Genomic DNA, 23052 nt, shown 5'->3' with positions numbered 1-23052 from the left:
CCGCATCCCCATCGAACGCCTGCTAACGCAACCGCGCCATGAACAGACCGGAAAGGTCGACGGTCCCGGATATACCCGCTCCGTAGAGAACGGTCTTCCCTTTGATGGAGATCCGGGACTCATAGATGACGAGGTTCGCGGTTCCTCCACCCGGTACGGGGTCCCCGTCGGTCGCCAACTTGTAGAACGTACCCTTCCGCCAGGCGAGAACGTTGTGGAGGTTGCTCAGGTTCTCGGACCCAAACGCGAGCCCGGGCCCCTGCGACGCGGGCTGCGACAAGATGTCCCCGTCGTCCCAGCCGTTGAGCGTGCCCCCGCCGGGCAGCACTTCGCCGGTACAGACAACCGGCTCGTACGTCGTCCCGGAGTACGAGAACAGGCACTCCGATTCAGTTCCTCCGACGACGGTCGCAACGAACGCCACACGCTTTCCTGCAACCGTCGGGGTTCCGCGGATGGCGTCGATGTTGCCGCCGATCGACGCCGGGGCCAGATCCCCCTCGCACGCGACGGCGACGAGCGGCAACGCGGGCTTCACCGACATGTAGACGCAGTCACCGATATCGGTCTCGGCCGCAAAGACGACCCGGTTGCCGCTGATGGACGGCGAAGAGAAGTCTTCGAGTGTGGCCCCGTTCGGCGCCACCATCCCGTCGAACGCGAGAGTCGCGAGCGTCGCGCCCTTCGCCTGGAACATCCCGCGCTCGTAGGCCAGAGAGTTGACGGTCGCGGCGAAGGCGACCTTGCGCCCCTGCCCCGCAGCGCGCCAGACCTGGTCGGTGAACGGGTCGATCGAGCTGAATCCTCCGAAGGTTCCCACAGCGACCGGGAGCGGGTCTAGGCTCTCGACGACCTTGGTGATCGGGGCGCCCGGGCGAACGCGAAGGATCGCGTCGGTCCGATTTAACCCGGAGAGGACCGCCGTGAAGACCGCCTCCTTGGATCCATTCACGGAGTCGCGATCGATCGCTTCGATAGTGCCCCCAGTCGAACCGGGAATAACCAGAGGGCTCTTCGCCATGAGCAGCGGCGGCGCGCAGCCCCCACCGCCGCAGATACTCCCGTAGAGGCTCGTACGACGACTGCGCACGATGAGATCTCCGGCCCCGTCGATCTGACCGTCGCTGAACAACCAACCAGAGCCGACCGCAGTCAGATCGTTGTTGTTCCCAACCGAAGCAAAACCACCGCCGGCCGTGCCGCGAATGACGCCGCGACCGCCCGTGCAACCGACTTCCGCGACGACTTCACCACTCGGGCTGACATCGACTTCCTCTCCGAAGCTGCCGATCGCACCGCCGAACGGACAGGCCGCGCCGTTCAAGAGAACGATCGCCGGAGCGCCACCCAGACCCACGGTGCCCGCGATCGCGGCGAAGGGAGCTGCAGCCAGACGGGTGTAGAATGCCGCCTGGCGCGCGTCATTGATCGACGGGCGAATGTCCTCATCGAACCCCTTGATCGTCGTACCCGCGAGGGCATCCCCCTCGACCGCGATCGGAACGACACCGGTCGTCGGACCCGCATAGATCGCGTCGATGAAGCCGGCGTTGTCGACCTCTGCCATGAAGATTACGTCCGTGCCGAGGTTGATGTCGACGTGCTCACCGAAGTCGCGATAGACACCGCCGAGAGTCGGCGCCGCAGCGCCTTCGCACGCCGACGCCGTGACGACGGCGCCCTGCCACAGAAACACGCCCTCGTCGTTGCCGTCGTTGGAACCCTTGAACACGACCTCTCCGAGCGCGTTCATCGCGAGGCCGCCACGGTTGTTCGCGAAATCCCGGAAGAGACCGCCGCACGGCGTGGGGTCATCTTCTCGCGCGATGAGTACGACCGCACCGGCGATCCTCGCGAAGAGTGCATTCTCCGGCGCCGTAGAAAGCTGCGCCGTGAACGCTATGTCGCCCGCGAGGCTCATCGCGATGAATTTCTCGAACCCGCGGTACGTTCCACCAACCGGCGCCACGTCCCCTTCCACCACGATCGGTGCGACGGCCACGCCATTCCACGAGAAGAGTCCCTCGCGAGCCCCAACCACGCCGTCGATCGACGCCCAGAACGCGATGCTCGCCGCGCCCTGAATCGCAGGCGGGCCGAAGGTCCGGAAGACGCCTCCCACCGGCGTCGCCATGCCGCTCAGCGCGATCACAGAGAGGCCACCGGCGGCCCGGCGGAAAATACCCTCGCTCGTCCCGGTGTAGGCGGCGGCCCGGCCGGAGAGGATCGCCGACTGCCCAATCGCACCGATGCTACCGCCCGTCGGGCTCGGTGAACCCGTGCCCACGACCTGCTGGGTGGAACGCAGCGAGCCGATCTTGAACGCCGGATCGTCGTTCACGCCGAGGCTCAGGAGCCCGCCACCAACACCGGCGTCACTGATTTGGATGTAGATCGTCGAGCCGACCGAAGCCGCGAACGGAGCCCGGGTCTCCTCGCCCGTGTCGTCGAAGAAACAGGCGAGTTCCGTGGCGGCGGCGCCGCACCCGTCGTAGACCGAGACGACGGTATCGTACGACGTCCCCAGCGTATCGAGGTCCAACGTCTGGCTGGCCGGGACGACGTACTCATACCAAACCGTGTTCGAATCCAATGCGAGGCCGCTGCAGGTGTGCGGCTGATCATCGACGCCGGTCGTAGCCATCGACGTGTCCACCGACGCCGCAAACGGGAGCGCGCCGATCACCGTCGCCCCCGCGCAGTCATCGTTCGCCGGCATGGCCCAGGCGAGGTGCGCGGCCGCCATCGCCGCGAGGCAGACCGAGGCGATGAAGATAGTCCGAATCGCCGATCGTCGAGGTGACCTTGGGTGGTGTTGTCGCATGGCACCGCTCCTCTTCTTGGGCCGCCGGGGACTTCAGCAACACGCATGTGGAGCAAGTGCTACATCAAGTTTCGTGCCAGGTGCGTATGCTCGGATTCTCTAGGGAAATTTCGGTTTGACGTAACCGACACCAAGACATCCGGTATCCGCCCGCATCTCTTTGTTGCCACAGCACAGACCACCTGGACCGCGGAATCTACCGATCCGTCCACCTGACCAAACCCTCGAAAACGCTGCCAATCGAGTAAGCAGGAAGAACGCTACAAGCACTCCGCCCTCGCAACTCGGCAGGCCGACTCCGAGACGCGGGCTGATGTATACGATCGGGGCGCGGGAGTCGCTGTCGACCACGGTCCGGTCTCTTTGAGATCGACGGTCGCCATGTCTGCTGGCTCGACGACACCTCGCGTCCCCGGTGCCCGATGGTGTCGGACACCGGCCAGGTCACCCAGGTCGCGGCCCCCGACATCGCCGCGACCCGGATCGCGACCGGCGCGCCGTATCGTGCGATCTCGATCTCTCCGGCCTCATCTGGTGCGACGGACCGGCCGACCCCTGGGGCATCACCCAGAAGACGGTCGGCGGCAGCTCGGTCTGCGTACTGGACAGAATTGGGCACGCGTTCTGCGCGGGCCACATGGCGTCTCCAGAACCGAAGGCGCCCGCGGGCGCCTTCGAGCTTCTCGACGCGAGCGGTGATCTCAACTGCGGGATCCCGAGGTCGGACGGCGAAATCGATTGCTGGGCCACCGTCTTTCGATCTGTCGAACGCCGGCCCCTACACCGAGATCGAGGGCGGTGCCGATCTGATCTGCGGCGTCATTGGCACGGCCGCCATCGAGTGCTGGATGACCGGCGGCACGACGACATTCCTGCGGGTCGCGGTCGAGTGAACTGGCACAACACGAAGTGACGCGCCACTCTCCCCGATCTTGATTCGACCCCGGTCGGCCGCGTACCACGCTGGGAGGCCGAGGCCCTTCGGCCCGACAAGGAGAGCCCAACCATGAAGATCGATTCCGCACTTCTCGACGCCCCCTTCGACGACATCGCCGCCACCTCTGGCAAGCTCGAGAAAATGGGCTACGACGGCATCCTCAGTTTCGAAGGCCAACACGACCCGTTCCTGCCCCTGGCCCTCGCGGCGACCGGGACCGAGCGGGCTCAGCTGATCACGGGCATCGCCATCGCCTTCGCCCGCAACCCGATGGTCGTGGCCTGCATGGCCAACGACCTGCAGCTGATCTCCAAAGGGCGCTTCACTCTCGGCCTCGGCTCACAGATCAAGCCGCACATCGAGAAGCGCTTCAGCGAGACCTGGTCGAAACCGAACGCGCGGATGCGGGAGTTCATCGAGGCCGTGCGCGCGATCTGGCGTACGTGGAACGAGGGCGAGCGCCTCGAGTTCCGCGGCGAGTTCTACACGCACACGCTCATGGCACCGTTCTTCAATCCGGGCCCCAACCCGCACGGGATGCCCGAGATCGCCCTCGCTGGTTTCGGTCCGGGAATGATCCGCGTCGCCGGGGAAGTCGCCGACCAGTGGCTCGTGCATCCGCTCCATACGCCGGACTACGCGAAGAAGGTCGCTCTTCCCGCCCTGGACGAGGGCGCCGAGAAGACCGGGCGCACGCGCTCCGACATCGAGGTCTCCGTTCAGGTCATCACGATGGTCGGCAGCAACGACGAAGAGATCGAGCGCGCTCGGCAAGGGGCGCGGATGCAGATGTCGTTCTACGGGTCGACCCCCGCCTACAAGGTGATGCTCGATCATCACGGCTGGGGGGATCTACAGCCCAAGCTGAATCGGATGACCAAAGAGGGGAAGTGGGGCGATATGCCCGCGTTGATCACCGATGAGATGGTCGATGCGATCGGGGTTTCCGGAAAGCCGTCTGAGGTGGGACATAAGCTGCGGGAGCGGAATGACTTTGCGCAGCGGACTACCATGATCTTGTACAACGAAACGGATCCGGAGGCGGTTGCCGACATCGTGCGGGATTTGCACGGGGGGTGAATGTTCACGGTTCTCCGCCTTCGGGGCTTTGGATCTGGGGGGACGGGGAGACGTTCTCTGATTGAAGAGCCGGCGCCGATGGACTGAGTCCGCGTCGCTTCCATAGCGCGAAGACCGCCGGGTAGACCATCAATTCCAGAAGGAACGACGTCCCGAGTCCGCCCACCATGGGCGCTGCGATGCGGCGCATCACGTCCGCGCCCGTGCCCGCGCTCCACATGATGGGCAGCAGGGCCAGCATGGTCGTGAGAACGGTCATGAACTTCGGCCGGATCCGGCGAGCGGCCCCCTCGACGATCGCCTCGTCGAGATCCGCCTCCGTTTGAAGCCGCCCGGCCTTCTTACGGCCGTCGTGCGCGAGCGTCAGATAGAGGAGCATCACCACTCCCGTCTCCGCGTCCAGCCCCGCGAGCGCGATGAAGCCGACCCACACAGCCACGCTCATGTCGTAGTCCAGCGCCCACAGAAGCCACACGGCTCCGACCAACGAGAACGGAACCGCGAGCAGGACGATCGCGGTCTCCACGAGAGAGCGCGTGTTCGCATAGAGCAGCAACACGACCAGGAGCAGCGTCAGCGGGACGATGAGCAGCAAGTGCTCCTTCGCCCTCTCGAAGTACTCGTACTGCCCCGCCCACGCGATGCGGTAGCCACTCGGCAGATCGACGCGATCCGCCACGACCGCCTTGGCCGCCTCGACGTAATCCACGATTCCCACGCCCGCCACGTCGACGAAGACGAATCCGACGAGTTCCCCATCTTCGTTCCGGATGACCGGCGGTCCGGTCTTTCGATCCAGTGTCGCCACCTGCTGAAGAGGCACCTGCGCGCCCATCGGCGTCGGCACGAGGACCCGCGAGAGGGAGTCGAGGTCCTGGCGGAAATCGCGCGCGTAGCGGACGTTGATCGGATAGCGCTCGCGCCCCTCGATGGTCTCCGCGATGTTCATGCCGCCGATCGCCGAGGCGACCACGTCTTCCACGTCGGCCACCGTGAGGCCATGCCGCGCCGCCTCGACGCGGTTCACCTCGAAGTCGATGAAGTAGCCCCCCGTGATCCGCTCGGCGAACGCGCTGCGCGTGTGCGGCTGCGTGCGCGCATCGTCAAGGAGAGCCTTCTCGATCTGCACGGCGACGTTCTCGATCTCTGCGAGATCGGGCCCGAACACCTTCACCCCGAGAGCACTGCGAATCCCCGTTGCCATCATCTCGGTTCGGGTCTGGACGGGCATCCACCAGATGTTCGGCATGCCCGGGTAGTGCAGCGCTTCGTCCATCTCCGCGATCAGATCGTCCCAATCGACCCCCGGCCGCCATTCCGATTCGGGCTTGAGCGTGATCACGGTCTCGACCATCGACAGGGGTGCCGGGTCGGTCGCGGACCGCGCGCGCCCGATCTTGCCGAAGACCGTTTCGACTTCCGGGAACTTCTTCAACTCCCGCCCCATGGAGCGCAGCGTGGAACTCGCATCGGTGATCGACATTCCGGGCGGCGCGGTCGGCATGTACAGGATCGAGCCCTCGTTCAGCGGCGGCATGAACTCAGTCCCGAGCGCCAGGAACGCGGGGACCGTCGCCCCCATCACGAGAACGGCCGCGCTCACGCTCACCCACGGCCGGCGCACGATCCAGCGAACGACCGGCGTGTACGCCGCAACGAGCCAGCGGTTGAGGGGGTTCGCGTCCTCACGCCGCACGCGGCCGCGAATTAGAAGGACGACCAGCGCCGGCAGTAACGTGACGGCCAGGAGCGCGCCGAAGCCCATCGAATAGGTCTTCGTGAACGCCAGCGGACGAAACAGCCGGCCCTCGGTTGCCTGCAGAGTGAACACCGGAAGGAAGGAAACCGTGATCACGAGCAACGAGAAGAAGATGCTCGGTCCGACTTCCTGCATCGCGTGGATGAGAACCGCCTGACGATCGCCGGGACGGCCCTCCTCCTCCCAGACCTGCAACTTCTTGTGCACGTTCTCGATGATGATGATGGCCGCATCCACCATCGCTCCGATCGCGACGGCAATCCCGGCGAGCGACATGATGTTCGCGGTGAGCCCCTGCGCCGCCATCGGAATGAAGGACAGCAAGACGGCCAAGGGCAGTGTGACGATCGCCACCACCGCCGATCGCATGTGCATCAAGAAGAGCGCGATCACGATACTGACGACGATCATCTCTTCAGTGAGCGTGCTGCGGAGCGTGTCCACGGCGCGCAGGATGAGGTCCGACCGGTCGTACGTGATCTGGACTTCGACGCCGTCGGGCAGCGAACCCTCCACGTCGGTGAGCCGCTGCTTTACGTCCTCGATCACGCGGAGCGCATTCTCGCCGTACCGCATGACGACAATCCCACCGACGACCTCTCCCTCGCCATTCAGCTCCGCGAGTCCGCGTCGTTGGTCGGGGCCGATCTCGATGGTCGCGACGTCCCGGAGAAGAACCGGCGTCCCGCCCTCGGCGACCCGAAGCGGGATCGTCTTCAGGTCCTCGATCGACTTGATGTAGCCGCGACCGCGGATGAAGTGCTCATGCCCGGCAACCTCGAGTACGCGCCCGCCAACGTCGTCGTTCGAGCGCCGGATCGTCCGGATCACGTCGGAGAGCGGGATGTCGTACGCACGCAGTCGGTTGGGATCGACGTTCACCTGGTACTGCTTCACGAAGCCGCCGACCGACGCTACCTCCGCGACCCCCTTCACTCCCTCGAGCCAGTACCGCAGATACCAATCCTGGAAGGAGCGCAGATCGGCGAGACTCTGCTGCCCGCTTCGATCGACGAGCGCGTACTCCAGGACCCAACCCACACCGGTCGCATCGGGTCCCAGCGTCGGCGTGATCCCCTCGGGGAGCTTCGCCTGCGCCGTGTTCAGGTACTCGAGGACGCGGGACCGCGCCCAGTACATGTCGGTCCCGTCCTCGAAGATCACGTAGACGAAAGAGAGCCCGAGGAACGACTGACCGCGTACGAACTTCACCTGCGGCGCCGAGAGCAACGTCGTCGAGATTGGATACGTCACCTGGTCTTCGACGAGATCCGGACTCTGGCCGGGCCACTCGGTGAAGACGATGACCTGCGTGTCCGAAAGATCCGGAATCGCATCCAGCGGTATGCCCCGGAGGGAGACGAACCCCCACACGGCGAATACCGCGACGGCGGCAAGAGTCACCAGGGGATTCCCCGCGCAGGTCGCGATGAGCCGCGCGACGAGGCCCGGCTTCTCTTGTGTGGGCTCTACCATTGGTCGAGACCCGCCTTGAGCTTGCTCTCCGCCGCGATCAGGAAGTTGCCCGACGTGACGACCGTCTCGCCGGCCACGAGGCCTTCCAGGACGACGTAGCCTTCCGTCGTGTGGCGGCCGAGCTTCACACGCCGCGGCCCGAGCCTGCCATCGCCGAGATCGACAAATACGAGATCCTTCTTGCCCGAGCGCAACACCGCTCCTTCGGGGACGACGAGCCGGTCGCCGAGCGACACCGAGAGCCCGACATCCGCGTACATGTCCGGCTTGAACTCCCCGTCGTCGTTCGGAACGACCACCCGGACCCGCCCGGTCCGCGTCGGAGAATCGAGATACGGGTAAACGTAGTCGACGACGCCTTCGAACGTCTCGCCGGGCAAGTACGAAAGCGTGATCTTCGCCGGCGCACCGACCTTCACGAGGGGAAGGTCCGACTCGTAGACGTCCGCCTCGATCCATACCTTCGACAGGTCCGCGATACGGTAGAGCAGCTGCCCCGGCGCCACCGCGCTCCCGTCGACGACGTTCTTCTCGATGACCACGCCGCCCGCCGGCGAGTGGATCGGCACGTAGACGAGCGGCTTGCCGCGCTCCGCGAGAGCATCGATCTGTTTGGCCGAGAGGTTCCACAGGAGCAGCCGACGACGCGCGCTCGCCAGGAGAGCCGACCCGCGACGCGCGCTCTCGAGGAACTCCTCCTGCGCGGACAACAGCTCGGGCGCGTACACCGTGAAGAGCTCCTCGTCCTTCGAAACCGGTGCCCCGGTCGTGTTCACGAGCGCCTTGCCGATCCAACCTTGGAACTTGAGTGTGACGTCGGTCAGACCAGTCTCGTCGAACGCGACGCGACCGAGGGCACGAATCGACAGCTCCGCGGGCCCCTGCTCAACGACGGCCGTTTTCACCCCGATGAGCTGACGCTGGCGCGCACTGATCTCGATCACGCCGGCGTCTTCAGAAGACGCCATGGCTCGACTGGCACCCGCCACCCGCACCGGCACGCCCGTCTTGTAGTTGAAGCTGGCCTTGCCGCCCTCACCCGCAGCGTCGGAGACCGACACGGTGAGAGGCCAGGATCCGCTCATCGAGAGATCCACGTCGAGTTGGAAGCGTCCCTCGCCGAGCGGACGGGCGTCTCCCCCGGCTCGCATCTGCGGCATCGCGCCCATCGCGGGCATCACCGCCAAGCCCCGCACAGACACGTCCGGCATCGGGGAGCCCCCCGCATCCGTCACGCGAAGCTGCACGACGTTGGATCCCTTCTGCGGCGGATTCGGATCGAACTGGGCTTCGACCCGGTATGGTCCGGCCCTGGCGACGAGCCCAGCACCATCGTCCCGGTCGGGACCGGAGCAGGAGAGCGTCGCGAATGACGACACGAGAGCGAGCACAAAGCCAAATGCGTCGAGCTTCTTCACGGCTGCACCCCCACGGCATCAAGAGAGACAAGAGGCCTCCCGATCGCGAACTCCAACCGCGCCCTCCCCTGGTGATACGCGGCGAGTGCCTCTTGATAGGTCAGCTCCGCCAGATAGAGCGACTTCTCGCTCTGAACGAGCGTGAGGAAGTCGTTCGATCCCGCCTCGTACCCGACGCGCGCCGTGTCCAGGCTCTCGCGCGCGACTGGCAGAATCGACGACGAGTAGAGATGCACAACGTGTTCGGTCTCGACGAGTTGATCATACGCCTCACTCACCTCGAGGAGTGTGTCGGCGCGAGCTTCATCGAGCTTTGCCTGCGCTCTCCGCCGAATGGCCTCGGCTTCGTTGACCGCGGCCTCGCGGCGTCCCAACTGAAGCGGCACGTCGATCGCGATCCCGACAATCGTGCGCTTGTCGACGACTTCCCAGAGGCTGTTGTAACCGGCGTGGACCGCGAAATCGGGGAAGTACTCCCGATGAGCGAACTCCACGTCGGCCGCGCGCGCCGTCACCGTGTGTTCGAGGGACTGAAGCTCCGGCCGACTCTCCAGGGCGGCGACCTCCAGTTCCCTGGGCGGGGCAACGGCCTTCGGTCGTGCGACACGAACCGGGGGAGACGGCAGGGCGTACTTCGGCGGGAGGTTCAGGAGCGTGTTCAGGCGCGCTTGCGCGACCTTCCGATCGCGCTCGAGCGCGATTCCCCGATGGACGAGGTGCTGGTGCTCGACCTCGGCCTGCAATGCGTCGCTCTTGGACGCCAGGCCCGCGCCGTAGCGCCTTTCGGCGATCCGCTGGAACTCGGCTAGGAGGCCCTGATTAGTGCGATTGATCTCGATCGCCCGGTGCGTGAGCCAGTAGGCGTAAAACGCCTCGGTGGTCGCATGCCGCAGATGCTGGCGAGCGTCCTCGAAGCCCTCGCCGGCCGCGTCCGCGTCGCCGAGAACAGAGTCACCGCGCAAGCCGAGCTTGCCCGGCCACGGGAAGCGCTGGGCCACCTCGATCTTCTGACCGTAGATGCTCTCGTCGGAGTCGATCGAACCTGGCGCGAACGCATACCCGAATGTCGGATCGGCGAACGCGGTCACCTGTGGATACCGTTCGACGGCGGCCTGCCACGACGCACGCGCTGCCGCCAACGTCGGGTTTCGCACCTCGGCAAGCCGCAAGACCGCTTCGAGCGAAAGCTCGGTCGCCTCGCCGAAGACGGCGCGCCCCCGCGGTGAGACCGCCCGTCGATCGCCGTCCCCGGTCGACTCTTCGAATCCCGCGAAGGCCTCCGTTCGCACGGAAGCGTATCGGTCCGCGGACGCGCTGCACCCGAGCGTCGTCGACACCACGAGCACTAAACCCACTTTCGTTCTGAATCTGATCATACACCAACCCCTGGACGCGGTTCGACCGCGTGAGGGCCGCGCGAAGACGAAAGCTCACGCACGGCCGCGTGACGACTCGACCGTGCCGAAGCATCGGGCCGAGCCACCGACGGGGTGGCTCAGATCAGGTAGGACGCAAAGCGAGTGTAGAGTGGTGGACCGCGCCACGGGGGCGCGTCGACACTTCCGGAGAAGCCGACCGGCGCACGGGCGACGTCGTTGGCACGCGCGAGGTAGACCACCGGTCCGACCGGCGACGGCACCTCGCTCCCCGGCGCCATCTCGAGGGAGGCCGTGACGACCCGTACGTCGCAGCAGCGCTCGGGAATCCGCGCGGCTTGCTCACAACCGTGCCGCTCTCCTTGCCCCGCTTCATGCGACCGCATCAGCTCCGCGTGCTCTTCGCAGTCCGACATGCGCGTGAGACCGTCCATCGTGCACGTGTAGAGCACCGCCAACGACGTGGCGGGCAAGCACAGGAGCAACAGAAGAACGGCGCTGAGAAGGCGGCGAAGCATCACGGGATCGCCAAAGTATATACCCACCCGCGAGGTGAGCCAACCGGCTTCGATTGCCCCGCCCGGCGGCCAGCGGATATGGAGTCTGCATGTTCGAGGCCATCGACCTACTCGACGGCGAACTCTACGGGGGCGACCCCGAGCCCGTTTACCGCCACCTGCGCCGGGACGCCCCCGTCTACCGCGACGAGGCCAATGGTCTCTGGGGAATTTCGCGCTACGACGACGTCGTCCACATCGAGCGCCACCCCGAGCTCTTCTGCTCGTCGGAGGGATATCGCCCGAACATCCCCACGGACCCCTCGATGATCGGCCAGGACGATCCGCGCCACCTGCTGCAGCGTCGCGTGTTCAACTCCAGGCTCACACCTCGCCGTGTCGTCGACCTCGAGCCGCGAATCCGGCAGACGGTCGTCGGGCTGATCGACGCGATCGCGGGGACGGGGCGGGCGGATGTCATCCGCGACATCGCGGTCCCCCTGCCCGTTCGGACGGTGATCGAACTGATCGGCTTCGACCCGGGCGAATGGCCGATCTTCGCCCGAATCTCGGAGACGACCAACGCGGCGGGCGGCGGCCCGAAATACATGAACGACGACGTCATGGCGTGCGTTACGGACTGGTTCGACCGCGCGCGCGACCTCCTCGAAACGCGTCGGGGCACTCCGGCCGGGGACGCGATGTCCCTGATGCTCTCGGCCCACGTCGAAGGGCTCCTCGAACGTTCGGACGACGAGATGATCCTGGAGGCCCTCCTCCTCTTGAACGGCGGAAGCGACACCACGCGGCACGTCATCGGCGGTGCCACCCTCGCGCTCCTGGATCACCCCGAACAGCTCGAGCTGCTGCGCGACGAGCCCGAGAGGCTTCCAGTCGCCGTGGAAGAGTTCATCCGCTGGGTGACACCGATTCTCAACATGCGTCGTACCGCGACCCAGGATACGGAGATCGCCGGCGTCCCGATCGCCAAGGGCGATCAGCTTCTGCTGATGTTTTCTTCTGCGAACCGCGACGAGACCAAGTTCGATCATCCCGAACGGTTCGACGTCACTCGGGACCCGAACCCCCACCTCGCCTTTGGTCTGGGCACGCACTTCTGCCTCGGCGCGTCTCTCGCGCGGCTCGAACTCCGGATCACGTTCGAAGAGATGCTCGGTCGGCTCTCCAAGCTACGGCGCGCGACCACCGAAGCGCCGCCGATGGTGAAGAACGCCTTCGTCCGCGGGCTGGAGAGCCTGCCCATCGAATTCGAAAGGGTGGTATAGAGCCCGCCATGCGCGTCCTCGTTTCCTTCCTGCTCTACGCCACGCTGCTGCTCTCGGCCTGCCAAACGCAGGACGGCGGCAGGACCACTCGCCAGCAGGAACGGCCCAACATCCTCCTGCTCACCGCCGAGGACCTGAGCGCCCGCATCGGTGCCTTCGGCGACGGCGTCGCCGTCACGCCCAACCTCGACCGGCTCTCGACGCAGGGCGTCCGATACCCGAACACCTTCACGACCGCGGGCGTCTGTGCACCCAGTCGCGCGGGGCTCATCACGGGCGTCCGCCAGACGGCGATCGGCGGCCAGCACATGCGTGCCTACGGCCTGAAGTCGTTCCGCGCCGTGCCGCCGCCGGAAGTGAAGGCGTTCCCCGAGCTTCTGCGCAAAGCCGGCTACTTCACCTTCACGACAGCAAAGCTCGACTACCAGTTCAGTCACACCCTTGTCGGCACAGGGCCCTTCACGATCTGGGATCAAGAGACCTTCTCCGAGGCGGATTGGTCGGGCTCCCCGGCCGAGAAGCCATTCTACGGGCAAATCAACTACAACGTCACGCACGAGAGCGGCGTGTTTCCGATCGGCTGGCCGCGCAGTATCACCCACGCAATCATGATCCTCCCACGCTGGATCGCCCTGATGGGCCGCGCGCAGGTGATGGACCCAGCGGACATCGAGCTCCCGCCCTACTACCCCGACACTCCGACTGTCCGGGCGGATCTCGCGCGACACTACGAGAACGTCCACATCATGGATGAAGGCGTCGGCGCGACCCTCGATTCTCTCGAACGCGACGGCCTCGCCGACTCGACCATCGTCATCTGGACCACCGATCACGGCGACGGCCTCCCGCGCGGGAAGCGGTCCCTGTTCGACTCCGGGATCAAGGTTCCGATGATCATCCGGTGGCCGGAGAAGTTCCGTCCTCCCGGCGTGGAGCCGGGCTCGATCGATGAGCGCCTAGTGAGCTTCGTCGATCTGTCCGCGACGATTCTAGATCTTGCCGGAGTCCCGACGCCGGATTGGATGGACGGCCGCGTCTTCGCGGGCCCGCGCGCGACGGCACCCCGCAAGTACGTCTTCGCCTCACGAGACCGCATCGACAAATGGCCCGACCGGGAACGTGCCGTGCGCGACGACCGCTACAAGTACATCCGCACGTACACCCCCGGCACACCCGCCGCGCTGAATCTCGCCTTTCGCAACAACCTGGACATGATGCGCGAGCTCCGCGCCAAGTTCGAAGCGGGCGAACTGAATCCCGCACAGAGCCTCTGGTTCCAACCCCGGCCGGCCGATCAGCTCTACGACCTCCAGAAAGATCCGCACGAGGTAGTGAACCTCGCCGAGGACCCCGCGCACCGGGAAACCCTGGTGCGCCTGCAGAGCGCCCTCGATTCCTGGATCGCCGAACGCCCCGACCTGAGCGACATGCCCGAAGAGGAAATGATCGAGACGTACTGGCCGGGGGGCGAGCAACCGGACACGGTTCGCCCCGACGTCCGCCTCGAACCCGCAGGAGACTACATGCTCGTGACGATCTCTTCACCAACCCAGAGCGCTTCGATCGGCTACCGACTCATCGACGGAACCGGAAACGGCGGAACCTGGCAGATCTACGCCGGCCCGTTCTCGGTACCGGTCGGGACCACCATCGAGTCGAAGGCCGTGCGCTACGGCTGGGCCGAGAGCCCCGTCATCAACGTCCCGACGATTTAGTGCACCGCAAGCATCATGGCATCAATGGATTGCCGCCGATCAACGGCAATCCACTGATGTCACCTCGTTTACGATACACTAGGAATCCTCATGGCTGATTCTCGGTACGCCCTCGCAATCGACCTCGGAACGAGCGGCCCGAAAGTCGCTCTGGTCGGTGCAGACGGCCACGTCGCCGCGCACACGAACCGAACCGTCCGGACGAGGCGCCTTCCACCAGACGGCGCCGAACAGGACCCCAAGGAGATCTGGCAGGCGATCGTCGAGGCGGTGCAGCAGGTCCTTGGAGACGCAGGTAAGTCGCCCGAGGAGATCGTCGGCGTTCTGTGCTCGAGCCACTACTTCTCGCTCGTACCGGTCGACGCGAACGGCAACGCGACGACGAGTCTGCTCGTCTGGAACGATCGGCGGGGCGCCGCCTACGGCACCCGCCTGGTGAAGGACGACATGAACGCGCTGATGAAGTGGATCGAGATCCACGGTGCGCTGCCCTTCGGAACGGAATCGCTCTCGCACATGCTGTACGTGAAGAACGATCTTCCCGAAGCCTATGAGCGCACGCACTGCTTCGTCGAACCCATGGACTTCGTGAATGCCCGCCTCACCGGGAAGTTCACGGCCAACTGCTGCACCGCGTTCGCCCTCATGCTCACCGACAACCGTGATCTCTCGAGTCTCGAGTACGACCCGGACCTCGTCGCTCTCTCCGGCATCGACCCCGCAAAGCTACCAAAGCTGATCCCCGTCGACTCGGTCATCGGAACGGTGCTCCCCGCCATCGCGGGAGAGCTCGGCCTCTCGCCGGACACCCCGGTCTTCTCTGGCATCAACGATACCCAGGCCGTCACGATCGGCACGGGCACCTATCTCCGCGGACGAGGCGGCTTGAACGTCGGCACGACCATCCAGGTCCTCGCGCGCGCCGAGGAGAAGAACACCGACGGCGAGTACCAGATCGTCAGCATGCCGAGCCCGATCCCGGGCGACTACATGTCGATGGTCGAAGTCGGGCTGGGCGGCCGGCTCGTCGAGCACTTCTTGTTGAACGTGGTGTACGCGACCGACGCGCTTGGAGAACACACGGTCGAAGACCCGTGGGCATGGATCGACGCAACAGTGCGGAACGTGGCACCGGGAAGCGGGGGGCTGCTGTTCCTCCCCTGGCTCGAAGGCGCCCAGGCTCCCAAACAGAGCGATACCATGCGCGGCGGTTTCCTGAACATCTCGCTCGAAACGACCAGGGCCGCGATGCTCCGCGCCGTTCTCGAAGGAGTTTCGTATCACCTCCGCTGGATGCTCCCCGGCGTCGAGGCGTTCTCTAAACAGACGTTCGATACGCTGTACTACTCCGGCGGCGGCGCCGTTTCCGACGAGTGGGCGCAGATCATGGCGGACGTGACGGGCCGCCCGATCCTACAGCTCGCCGACGCCCGCCAAGCGAACACCCGCGGCGCTGCCTTTCTCGTATTCTCCCGCCTCGGCCTAGCGACGGACGACGACATCGACGCATTCTGCCCCATCCGCAAGCGGTACGCGCCGCGACCGGACGCGCAGAAAATTTACGATCATCTGTTCGAGCAGTTCATCCTGGCCTACGAACAAACCGAACCGATCTACGACGCCCTGAACCGCTCCTAGAGCGGCCCACCCGCAGCTCGGCCGGCCCTCTGCCGAGACGCAAGCGGATGCGCACGATCGGGGCACGGGAGCGTTCGATTAAACAAACCGCCAAGACTAACGAACGTCCCTACTTCGGGGCGCTCTAGCGGCGAGGCCGGTCCTTCGTGTACCCGTGTCTGCAGCGGGCGGTCCGCCCGCCCAACGAGGAGCTGTCTCATGGCCGACTACTATCCGTACGCAAAGCGCTACCCTGTGAACCGGGCCATGCCCGACAAGGGTCGACCCCGCGAAGAGATCCTCGCCGAGTTGCGCGAGATGGCCACGCAGGAAGACGGCTTCTGGCAAACCGGCCAATGCTCCGGAACGATGTACTGCGGCGACATGGAGCACTACGGGTTCATGAGCGAAGCCTTCAGCATGTACTCGCACGTGAACGTCCTTCAGCGCGACATGTGCCCGAGCGCGACCCGCTTCGAAGGCGAGATCATCGCCATGACGCTGGACATGCTGCACGGCCACGAGGCGCCCGAGGGATCCTCGCCGTGCGGAAGCGTGACATCCGGAGGCACCGAGAGCATTCTCTCCGCCGTGCTCGCCTACCGCGAGTTCGCCCGCGACCATCGCGGCATCACGCAGCCCCAAATGATCCTCCCGGAGACCGCCCACGTAGCGTTCCAGAAGGGCGGCCATCTCTTCGGGCTCGAAGTCATCCCCGCACCAGTTGACCCGGAAACGACCCTCGTCGACATCGACTTCGTGAAGAGTCACATCACCGACCGCACGGCGCTCCTGGTCGGTTCCGCCTGCAACTACGGCTACGGCACGATCGACGCGATCGACGAGCTCTCCGCCTTGGCCGTCGAGCACGACATCGGCCTTCACGTGGACGGTTGTCTTGGTGGTTGGATTCTTCCCTGGGGACAGGAACTCGGGTTCGACATTCCCGTGTTCGATTTTCGCCTGCCGGGCGTCACCTCGATCTCTGCCGATACGCACAAGTACGGCTACGGCCCGAAGGGAAGCTCGGTCTTGTGCTTCCGCGACAAAAAGCTCCGTCAGGGGCTCTACTTCGTGCAACAGGAGTGGTCCGGCGGAAAATACCTCTCACCCGGAATCGCCGGCAGTCGCTCCGGCGGCATCATCGCCGCGACCTGGGCGTCCCTCGTGAGCCAGGGGCGCGAGGGCTACCTGGATTACGCGAAGAAGATCTTCGAGACCTCGTACGCGATGCAGGATGTCGTCACGAGCCATCCCGAACTCAAGCTCATGGGGAAGCCGAGCTTCTGCTTCTCCTTCCGCTCGGACGAGTTCGACATCTACCACCTGAACGACGCGATGCGGGAGCGCGGCTGGCGTTTCAACGGCCAGCAGCATCCGAACGCACTGCACATGTGCGTGACGCGACCGCAGACCCAGGACGGGGTGGTCGACCGGCTCAAGACCGACCTCGCGGAGGCCGTCGCCTACGCCAAGAACCCGAAGCAAGACAAGCCGGTGACCGGAGCGGTCTACGGCGGACTGCCCAAGGGTGACACTGCCGCCCTCGACTTCGTCGAGGGTCTGATGGTCAAGATGCTCGATTCACACCAGGACGTTCCTGACGAATAATCGGCGCGACTCCGCGAGGGATGCCACGGGCCCGCCGCAGGATCTAGTGAATGAAAGGTGCGCATGTCCACTTTGTGGTCGCCGATGAACGCGTACTCGTCCCGGATCGGCGAGATCCCACGTCCGGGCCAGGAAGTCCGCGCCGGGTTGGCGCGCCGGCATCTCCGGAACCGCGAAGAGGATCACATTGCGGTAGGCGATGATCGCCGTGCGCCCTTGTTCGGGCGCCATGAGCCCACTCAGCGGTTCGCCCGGCGTCTGAAGAACGTTCGGAAAGCCCGGCGTGACCACGGCCTGCGCCGACGCTCCGCGGAGAAGCGCGATCGGGAAAAGAGCGAGCACCAGAGCCGCGATCCGAAGGAAGTTGGCGCGCATCTCTCTTCGAGCAGACTGCGACCGGCTACAAGGTGAGGCAACACGAGCATGCTCCAACAGGCCCGATCGGACACCGCATGCGCGTCGCACCGCGGGACTGGTGCAGCGCCGGCGGCATAGGGGTCATGCCTCGCCCCCCTCGACGGCGGAGCACTAGGCTCTCGTGCTGCCGTAGCCCCCATCGAGGAACATCGTGTTCCCCGTGACGTAATGCGCGTCCTCGCTGGCCAGGAAGACCACGGCGCGGCCGATATCGTCTTCACAATCGCCGATCCGCTGCAGGGGAATCTTCGCTTCATATCGCGCGAGGAGACCGGGCTGATCCTTGGCCCACCCGACCATGGCCTCCGACGTCGCGAGCGGGCAGATTGTGTTCACCCGGATCCCCTGCGGCCCCCACTCATTCGCCGCGACGCGGGTCATCCCACGAATGCCCTCTTTCGCCGCCGCGTACGCGATCTGGTTGACCATGCCGCTCGTGGCCGCCCCGGAACCGAAGTTGATGATTGAACCGCCACCGCGCGCCAGAAGATGAGGATGGGCCGCCTGCATGCACCAGAACGTCGCCATCATGCAGACGTCCACCGTTCGCCGGAACGGCTCATCCTGCATCTCGACGATCGGAGCGATCTGCGGAGCGACGGCCGCGTTGTTCACCAAGACGTCGAGTCCGCCGAGCGCTTCCACGCACGCCGCGACCGAGGTCTCACACGCCTCCCGCGTCGCGATGTCGGCCACGACGGCGTGACTCCGGCGGCCGAGCCGCTCGACTTCGCTCTTGGTCTTCCCCGCGGTCTCAGAGTCGATCTCGACGATCGCAATGTCGGCTCCCTCCTTCGCCATCGCCATCGCGATGCCGTAGCCCACGCCCCGACCCGCCCCCGTAATCAACGCGATCTTTCCGTCGAGTCTACCCACTGAAACCCTCTCCTCGTCGCCCTAGTCGAGCGTCAAAACGATCTTCCCCGGGGATGTGCCCGGCCTCGAGACGTGCATGCGCCTCGGCGACCCGACCCAGGGGATACGTATCGGTGACCTGCGGTCGGATCTTCCCAGCCGCCGCCAATTGCGCAATCTCCGCCATGCCTTCACCAGTCGGCTGCGCGACCGGCCACGCGTAGCTCCCGAGGGCCGAGCGGCTCTCGCCCAACGCGACGACCTCGCCCGCGATGTCGCGGGTCAGGCCGCTCGGTTGTAAGGCGGCAGACATCCGGCTCACCGTACTCGTTGATCTCGGCTGCGCGCATGGGGGTCCTTCCCCGATGCGACACCGAATTACAAGCCGCGCGAGGTCGGCCGTTTGACGTTGACAAACCGAGCCCGGGGAGTGAGAGAATGCCGCCATGACATCCTGGATGGGGCCCCCCGCGCTGGCACTCGGAATCCTGCTCGCTCTGCCGCCTCAGGCAACCGCCGTCGACGTCCCCGTCGCCGGCCAGAAGCTTAGGTTGAAGGCGTCGGCGACGAACGCCAAGGCGCGGAAGCTTAGCGTCGTCCTCAAGGACGATGCGATCAGCGCTCCGTTCGCCGACCCCTCACTGGGCTCACGAATCGTCGTATCCGGCGGCGCCGAGACCGGGCACTGTTACGCGGAAATCGAACTCGACCCCGCGGGATGGCAGCCGCTCGGGGGCAGCGGTCCCGTCACCGGTTGGAAGTATCGCCCGGTCGCGGCCCAGCCCGGCGGCGTGCGCAAAGTCCTGATTCGGGACGGACGCATTACGATCTCGGCGAAGGGAGAGAGTTGGCCGTGCGATCTCGCCGCGAACGCGCAGCGCCTTCCGGTGTCCGTACGCCTCGAGATCGACGGCGTGCGGTACTGCGCGAGCTTCGGCGGCACCGTGAAGCGAAACGAGTCCGGCCGCGTCCTCGCAAAGGCCGCACCGGCGCCCGCCGGGTGTGCCGAGAAGAACGACATCACCGTCGTCAACTTGAATCTCCTCCACGGCCTCTTCTGCACACCGCTCAACTGCCGACAATCCGACCGGGTCGACCTGCTGTACGACTGGATCTCCGGGACCGGATGCCCCGACGTCGTGACTCTGCAGGAGATCTGGACGCCGATGGTTCCGCTGATCCAGGCGCAGCTCGGGACAGCGTGCCCGTTCACCTACGAAATGGCCGTGGGCACGTTCAACAACGTGGATGATGCCATCACTCTCAGCCGCTACCCCATCGGAATCTCCGAAGTGATCGGCTTGTTCCCCGGCTTCCGGAACGTCCTTTATACCCGCATCGACCATACGACCGGACCGATCGACGTCTTCACGACCCACCTCGCATCGAGCGCGGACGACGCCACCGGCCCCTGCGGAGGCACCTGCCCGACCGAATGCGTGAACGCCGGCGCGGCGACCGTCCGGGAATGCCAGTCGGTGCAACTCGCCGCGTTCGTCGAGGCCCGGCACGACGTCCCGACGTCGGCGCTCATCACCGGAGACTTCAACGCCGAGCCCGGCGAGTTCGAGTACCTCCAGATGACCGATCGCGGCTGGATCGACACTTGGGTCGAAGCCGGAGCGACCTGCGATCTCGTCACCGGAATCGGCTGCGGATCCAATCGAAACAGCTCGCTGGTCGATCTGGAATCGCCCGCCGTGACGAGCGACGAGCGGATCGACTTCATCTTCCGCATTCCACCCCAATCCGCCACCTGTTCCGTCGATTCGCCGACCGACTCCGATGGGGACGGCGTCGCCACCACCATGTGGGCCGATCAGGCCAATCCGTTCGAAGCGTGCGGCCCGCTGCCCCTCGCGATGTGCTGGCCGTCCGACCACAACGGGAACCAGCTCGACCTCGAATGTAGCTGATTCTCGCTCTGAGCTCCGGGCGAGGCACGCCCTACTACGAAAGGCACTCCGAGGCCACGAGACCGATCGAGACGAGAACACGACGCTCCTGTAGGAGCCGGTACTCGAGCATTCACGGAGCGGTTCGATTCAGGACAGAGATGATCTCGTAAGGGTGCAGCGTCTGATCGTCGGCGAGTGGAACGTGGTCGAGGGTGCGTTCCTCGGCGCCGGAGGCGCGATCGTGAGCGGTCGCTTCTTGCTCGAGACGTGAAGCCGCCGCTCAACGCGGATGGAAGTACGGAAGGTGAATCGCCTCACTACGTTCTTCGAATTCGACCGCAACAGGCAACCCGATCGACACGTCGTCGATCGCACAACCCCTCACACCCGCCATCATCGTCGGACCTTCGTCCAACTCGATCAGCGCGACCACGTACGGTACGTCGCTCGCGAACGCCGGCGAGATCGGATGGCGGACCACGCTGTAGCTACGAACTTTTCCGCGACCCGACGCCGGCTCCCACGTGAGGGAGACCCCGAGACAACCCGAGCAGAACCGACGCGGCGGAAACTGCACCTGGGCACACTCCCCGCAGCGCTGTAGGCGAATCTCGCCCGCGCGACATCCCTCCCAATAGGCCTCCGTCTCCGGAGTCGGTCGCGGCGCCGGCTTGGGGGCGTCCGCGCTCACGATGGGTCCTTTCCGAGAAGGAGAGTGCAGTGGCTGGAGAGGATCCCGCCCTGCGCGTGCACCAAACCGATCTCCGCGTTCTCCACCTGTCGTTCACCCGCGGCACCGCGGAGCTGCGTCACGGCTTCGGTGAGCGCAAACATGGAGCCCGGGTTTCCGGGGTGGCTGTGCGAGAGGAGCCCCCCATGCGTATTCGTCGGAAGACGTCCGCCGAGCGCGGTGTGCCCCGCCTCGACGAAAGGACCCCCGTCCCCCTTGGCGCAGAAGCCCAGGTCTTCGAGCTCGATCAAGACGACCGGAGTGAAGCAATCGTACAGCTGCGCGAAGTCCACGTCCTTCGGGGTGAGGCCTGCCATCGTGTAGGCGCGCTCGCCGGATTCCCGAGCAGCCGACGTCACCAGGCTGTGCGCGGCCGAGACGTGTTCGTGCGAATGCCCCTCCCCCGCACCCAGCAAGTAGACCGGAGCGTGGGGGTAGTCACGCGCGCGCGCTGCGCTCGTGACGATGACCGCGGAGCCGCCGTCCGAAACGAGCGAACAGTCGAGCAAGTGCAGGGGGTCGGCGATCATTCGTGATTCGAGGACATCGCGGATCTCGATCCGGTCGCGTTTCTCCGCCGTCGGGTTGAGCGAGGCGTGATGCCGCGTCGTCACCGCGACGGCGGCGAGTTGCTCCGGCGTCGTTCCGAACTCATGCATGTGCGCGTGCGCGAGGAACGCGTAGGACGCCGGAACCGGCGCACCGTAAGGCGCCTCGAACTGCGGATGGCCAGTCGAGGACTGCTGCGCCATCGCCTGCTCGCGGGTGAGGCCGGTGCGCAGGTTGTCGGCGGAACTGATCAGGACCGTCTCGCAAATCCCCGTCGCGATTGCGGAGGCGGCGTGATGAATCGCCGCGAAGCTCGTCGCACCACCGGCGGCGAGCGTCATGCAGTAGCGCGGGAAGATCTGCATCGTCTGCGCGACCATTTCCGCGTGGTACATGTGCGGCTCGACCATCGAGTTCGACGTAATGAGGCCGTCGACCTGGGCCTTGTCGATGCCCGCGTCGCGCAGAGCGCGTGCGGCCGCATCGATAGTGAGGTCCGTCGCCCCGCGTCCGGGGAGCTTGCCGAGTTCCGTGTCGCCGATGCCGACGATCGCGACGGCACCGCGGAGGCTCCCTGAGCGACTCATCCGCTCAGCCGATCCGGACGCGGGCGGCGCCCGGTGCAATCACGTCACCGGCCTCGTTTCGCACGTGCAGCTCTAAGGCGACTTCGCCCGACGCCCCGTCCACGGAGGTCACCTTCCCGCCGACCTGCAACGTCTCACCAAGGTACGCCGCCTGACGGTTGCTATACTCGAACTCCACGAGCGCGCCGTCTTCGCCCAGCCACTCCATCAAGCACTGGCTCATCCAGTCGCCCTGAAGGGGCCCCTGAATGACGAGGCCTTCGTAGTTCTCTTCCTCGGTCGCGTATTTTTCGTCGAAGTGAATTCGGTGACCGTTCCAGATCGCGGCATTGTAGAAAAAGAGATCGACGATGGTCGGGGAGTGACTCGTCTCGGGAAGCGCGTCGCCGACGCGGATGGTTTCGATTCTCGCCATGATTC

Annotated in this window: 18 protein-coding genes; 7 read left to right on the top strand and 11 right to left on the bottom strand. The window is 65.5% G+C overall.

Translation table 11 applies throughout. From position 1 onward, the window contains the following. Window positions 1-22: 22 nt before the first annotated feature. Window positions 23-2824 carry a hypothetical protein gene (locus P8R42_20415; GenBank protein MDG2306964.1) on the bottom strand — a complete coding sequence of 934 codons (2802 nt, stop codon included), beginning with the start codon at window positions 2822-2824 and terminating at the stop codon, window positions 23-25. 695 nt (window positions 2825-3519) lie between these two features. Between P8R42_20415 and P8R42_20410 the strand changes: the two genes are divergently transcribed. Further along, window positions 3520-3717, top strand: a complete 198-nt coding sequence (locus P8R42_20410) for a hypothetical protein (protein MDG2306963.1) — start codon at window positions 3520-3522, stop codon at window positions 3715-3717. A 113-nt stretch (window positions 3718-3830) separates the two neighbouring features. Next, entirely contained in the window at window positions 3831-4841 is a 1011-nt protein-coding gene (locus P8R42_20405; GenBank protein ID MDG2306962.1) for a TIGR03617 family F420-dependent LLM class oxidoreductase, read from the top strand. Window positions 4842-4845: 4 nt separating this feature from the next. Here the strand turns inward: P8R42_20405 and P8R42_20400 are convergent, their stop codons facing one another. From P8R42_20400 to P8R42_20385, 4 genes are all read right to left on the bottom strand, one after another. Beyond that, the gene (locus tag P8R42_20400) at window positions 4846-8076 is read right to left on the bottom strand and encodes a CusA/CzcA family heavy metal efflux RND transporter (GenBank protein MDG2306961.1); all 3231 of its coding nucleotides are present in this window, start codon (window positions 8074-8076) and stop codon (window positions 4846-4848) included. After that, a complete protein-coding gene (locus tag P8R42_20395; GenBank protein ID MDG2306960.1) occupies window positions 8070-9494 on the bottom strand; it encodes an efflux RND transporter periplasmic adaptor subunit in 1425 nt (474 codons plus the stop codon). Before P8R42_20395 ends, P8R42_20400 begins: the two co-directional genes overlap by 7 nt. Beyond that, window positions 9491-10870 (bottom strand): TolC family protein, encoded by a 1380-nt coding sequence (locus P8R42_20390; GenBank protein MDG2306959.1) that lies wholly within the window; start codon window positions 10868-10870, stop codon window positions 9491-9493. The genes P8R42_20395 and P8R42_20390 overlap by 4 nt, the downstream gene beginning before the upstream one ends. Window positions 10871-10989: 119 nt before the next feature. Then, entirely contained in the window at window positions 10990-11388 is a 399-nt protein-coding gene (locus P8R42_20385; protein MDG2306958.1) for a hypothetical protein, read from the bottom strand. An 89-nt stretch (window positions 11389-11477) separates the two neighbouring features. On the opposite strand from P8R42_20385, the gene P8R42_20380 reads away from it, so the two are divergent. The 4 genes from P8R42_20380 to P8R42_20365 all read left to right on the top strand — a co-directional run bounded on the left by P8R42_20380 (window position 11478) and on the right by P8R42_20365 (window position 17596). Beyond that, window positions 11478-12653, top strand: a complete 1176-nt coding sequence (locus P8R42_20380) for a cytochrome P450 (GenBank protein ID MDG2306957.1) — start codon at window positions 11478-11480, stop codon at window positions 12651-12653. A gap of 8 nt (window positions 12654-12661) precedes the next feature. Next, window positions 12662-14368, top strand: coding sequence for a sulfatase (locus tag P8R42_20375; GenBank protein ID MDG2306956.1), 1707 nt, complete (start codon window positions 12662-12664; stop codon window positions 14366-14368). A 90-nt stretch (window positions 14369-14458) separates the two neighbouring features. After that, entirely contained in the window at window positions 14459-16006 is a 1548-nt protein-coding gene (locus P8R42_20370; GenBank protein ID MDG2306955.1) for an FGGY-family carbohydrate kinase, read from the top strand. 198 nt (window positions 16007-16204) lie between these two features. Further along, entirely contained in the window at window positions 16205-17596 is a 1392-nt protein-coding gene (locus P8R42_20365; protein MDG2306954.1) for an aminotransferase class V-fold PLP-dependent enzyme, read from the top strand. Here P8R42_20365 and P8R42_20360 read toward each other — a convergent pair. From P8R42_20360 to P8R42_20350, 3 genes are all read right to left on the bottom strand, one after another. Next, a complete protein-coding gene (locus P8R42_20360; protein MDG2306953.1) occupies window positions 17570-17971 on the bottom strand; it encodes a hypothetical protein in 402 nt (133 codons plus the stop codon). The genes P8R42_20365 and P8R42_20360 overlap by 27 nt on opposite strands. A gap of 153 nt (window positions 17972-18124) precedes the next feature. Continuing rightward, window positions 18125-18889, bottom strand: a complete 765-nt coding sequence (locus P8R42_20355; protein ID MDG2306952.1) for an SDR family oxidoreductase — start codon at window positions 18887-18889, stop codon at window positions 18125-18127. Beyond that, entirely contained in the window at window positions 18882-19181 is a 300-nt protein-coding gene (locus P8R42_20350) for a zinc-binding dehydrogenase (protein MDG2306951.1), read from the bottom strand. The genes P8R42_20355 and P8R42_20350 overlap by 8 nt, the downstream gene beginning before the upstream one ends. 133 nt (window positions 19182-19314) lie before the next feature. On the opposite strand from P8R42_20350, the gene P8R42_20345 reads away from it, so the two are divergent. Next, on the top strand, window positions 19315-20784 hold the full coding sequence (locus P8R42_20345) for an endonuclease/exonuclease/phosphatase family protein (GenBank protein MDG2306950.1): 1470 nt from the start codon (window positions 19315-19317) through the stop codon (window positions 20782-20784). Window positions 20785-21046: 262 nt separating this feature from the next. On the opposite strand, the gene P8R42_20340 is transcribed toward P8R42_20345, so the two are convergent. The 3 genes from P8R42_20340 to P8R42_20330 are packed head-to-tail and all read right to left on the bottom strand — an operon-like array spanning window position 21047 to window position 23047. Continuing rightward, on the bottom strand, window positions 21047-21457 hold the full coding sequence (locus P8R42_20340; GenBank protein ID MDG2306949.1) for an OB-fold domain-containing protein: 411 nt from the start codon (window positions 21455-21457) through the stop codon (window positions 21047-21049). Beyond that, complete coding sequence (locus P8R42_20335; GenBank protein MDG2306948.1) at window positions 21454-22632, bottom strand: thiolase family protein; 1179 nt, start codon at window positions 22630-22632, stop codon at window positions 21454-21456. Before P8R42_20335 ends, P8R42_20340 begins: the two co-directional genes overlap by 4 nt. A 4-nt stretch (window positions 22633-22636) precedes the next feature. Beyond that, window positions 22637-23047 carry a hypothetical protein gene (locus P8R42_20330; protein MDG2306947.1) on the bottom strand — a complete coding sequence of 137 codons (411 nt, stop codon included), beginning with the start codon at window positions 23045-23047 and terminating at the stop codon, window positions 22637-22639. Between the last annotated feature and the right edge of the window lie 5 nt (window positions 23048-23052).

This window comes from Candidatus Binatia bacterium (assembly GCA_029243485.1).
GTDB lineage: Bacteria > Desulfobacterota > Binatia > UBA12015 > UBA12015 > VGTG01.
The sequence above is the reverse complement of the archived record's forward strand: the minus strand, read 5'-3'. Positions and strand labels throughout refer to the sequence as shown.

What these genes read in the sequence shown, in the direction of transcription:
- P8R42_20415 (MDG2306964.1), bottom strand. Translation starts at nt 2,824, where the DNA reads ATGCGACAACACCACCCAAGGTCACCTCGACGATCGGCGATTCGGACT.
- P8R42_20405 (MDG2306962.1), top strand. Translation starts at nt 3,831, where the DNA reads ATGAAGATCGATTCCGCACTTCTCGACGCCCCCTTCGACGACATCGCC.
- P8R42_20400 (MDG2306961.1), bottom strand. Translation starts at nt 8,076, where the DNA reads ATGGTAGAGCCCACACAAGAGAAGCCGGGCCTCGTCGCGCGGCTCATC.
- P8R42_20390 (MDG2306959.1), bottom strand. Translation starts at nt 10,870, where the DNA reads ATGATCAGATTCAGAACGAAAGTGGGTTTAGTGCTCGTGGTGTCGACG.
- P8R42_20385 (MDG2306958.1), bottom strand. Translation starts at nt 11,388, where the DNA reads ATGCTTCGCCGCCTTCTCAGCGCCGTTCTTCTGTTGCTCCTGTGCTTG.
- P8R42_20380 (MDG2306957.1), top strand. Translation starts at nt 11,478, where the DNA reads ATGTTCGAGGCCATCGACCTACTCGACGGCGAACTCTACGGGGGCGAC.
- P8R42_20375 (MDG2306956.1), top strand. Translation starts at nt 12,662, where the DNA reads ATGCGCGTCCTCGTTTCCTTCCTGCTCTACGCCACGCTGCTGCTCTCG.
- P8R42_20370 (MDG2306955.1), top strand. Translation starts at nt 14,459, where the DNA reads ATGGCTGATTCTCGGTACGCCCTCGCAATCGACCTCGGAACGAGCGGC.
- P8R42_20365 (MDG2306954.1), top strand. Translation starts at nt 16,205, where the DNA reads ATGGCCGACTACTATCCGTACGCAAAGCGCTACCCTGTGAACCGGGCC.
- P8R42_20360 (MDG2306953.1), bottom strand. Translation starts at nt 17,971, where the DNA reads ATGCGCGCCAACTTCCTTCGGATCGCGGCTCTGGTGCTCGCTCTTTTC.
- P8R42_20350 (MDG2306951.1), bottom strand. Translation starts at nt 19,181, where the DNA reads ATGTCTGCCGCCTTACAACCGAGCGGCCTGACCCGCGACATCGCGGGC.
- P8R42_20345 (MDG2306950.1), top strand. Translation starts at nt 19,315, where the DNA reads ATGACATCCTGGATGGGGCCCCCCGCGCTGGCACTCGGAATCCTGCTC.
- P8R42_20335 (MDG2306948.1), bottom strand. Translation starts at nt 22,632, where the DNA reads ATGAGTCGCTCAGGGAGCCTCCGCGGTGCCGTCGCGATCGTCGGCATC.
- P8R42_20330 (MDG2306947.1), bottom strand. Translation starts at nt 23,047, where the DNA reads ATGGCGAGAATCGAAACCATCCGCGTCGGCGACGCGCTTCCCGAGACG.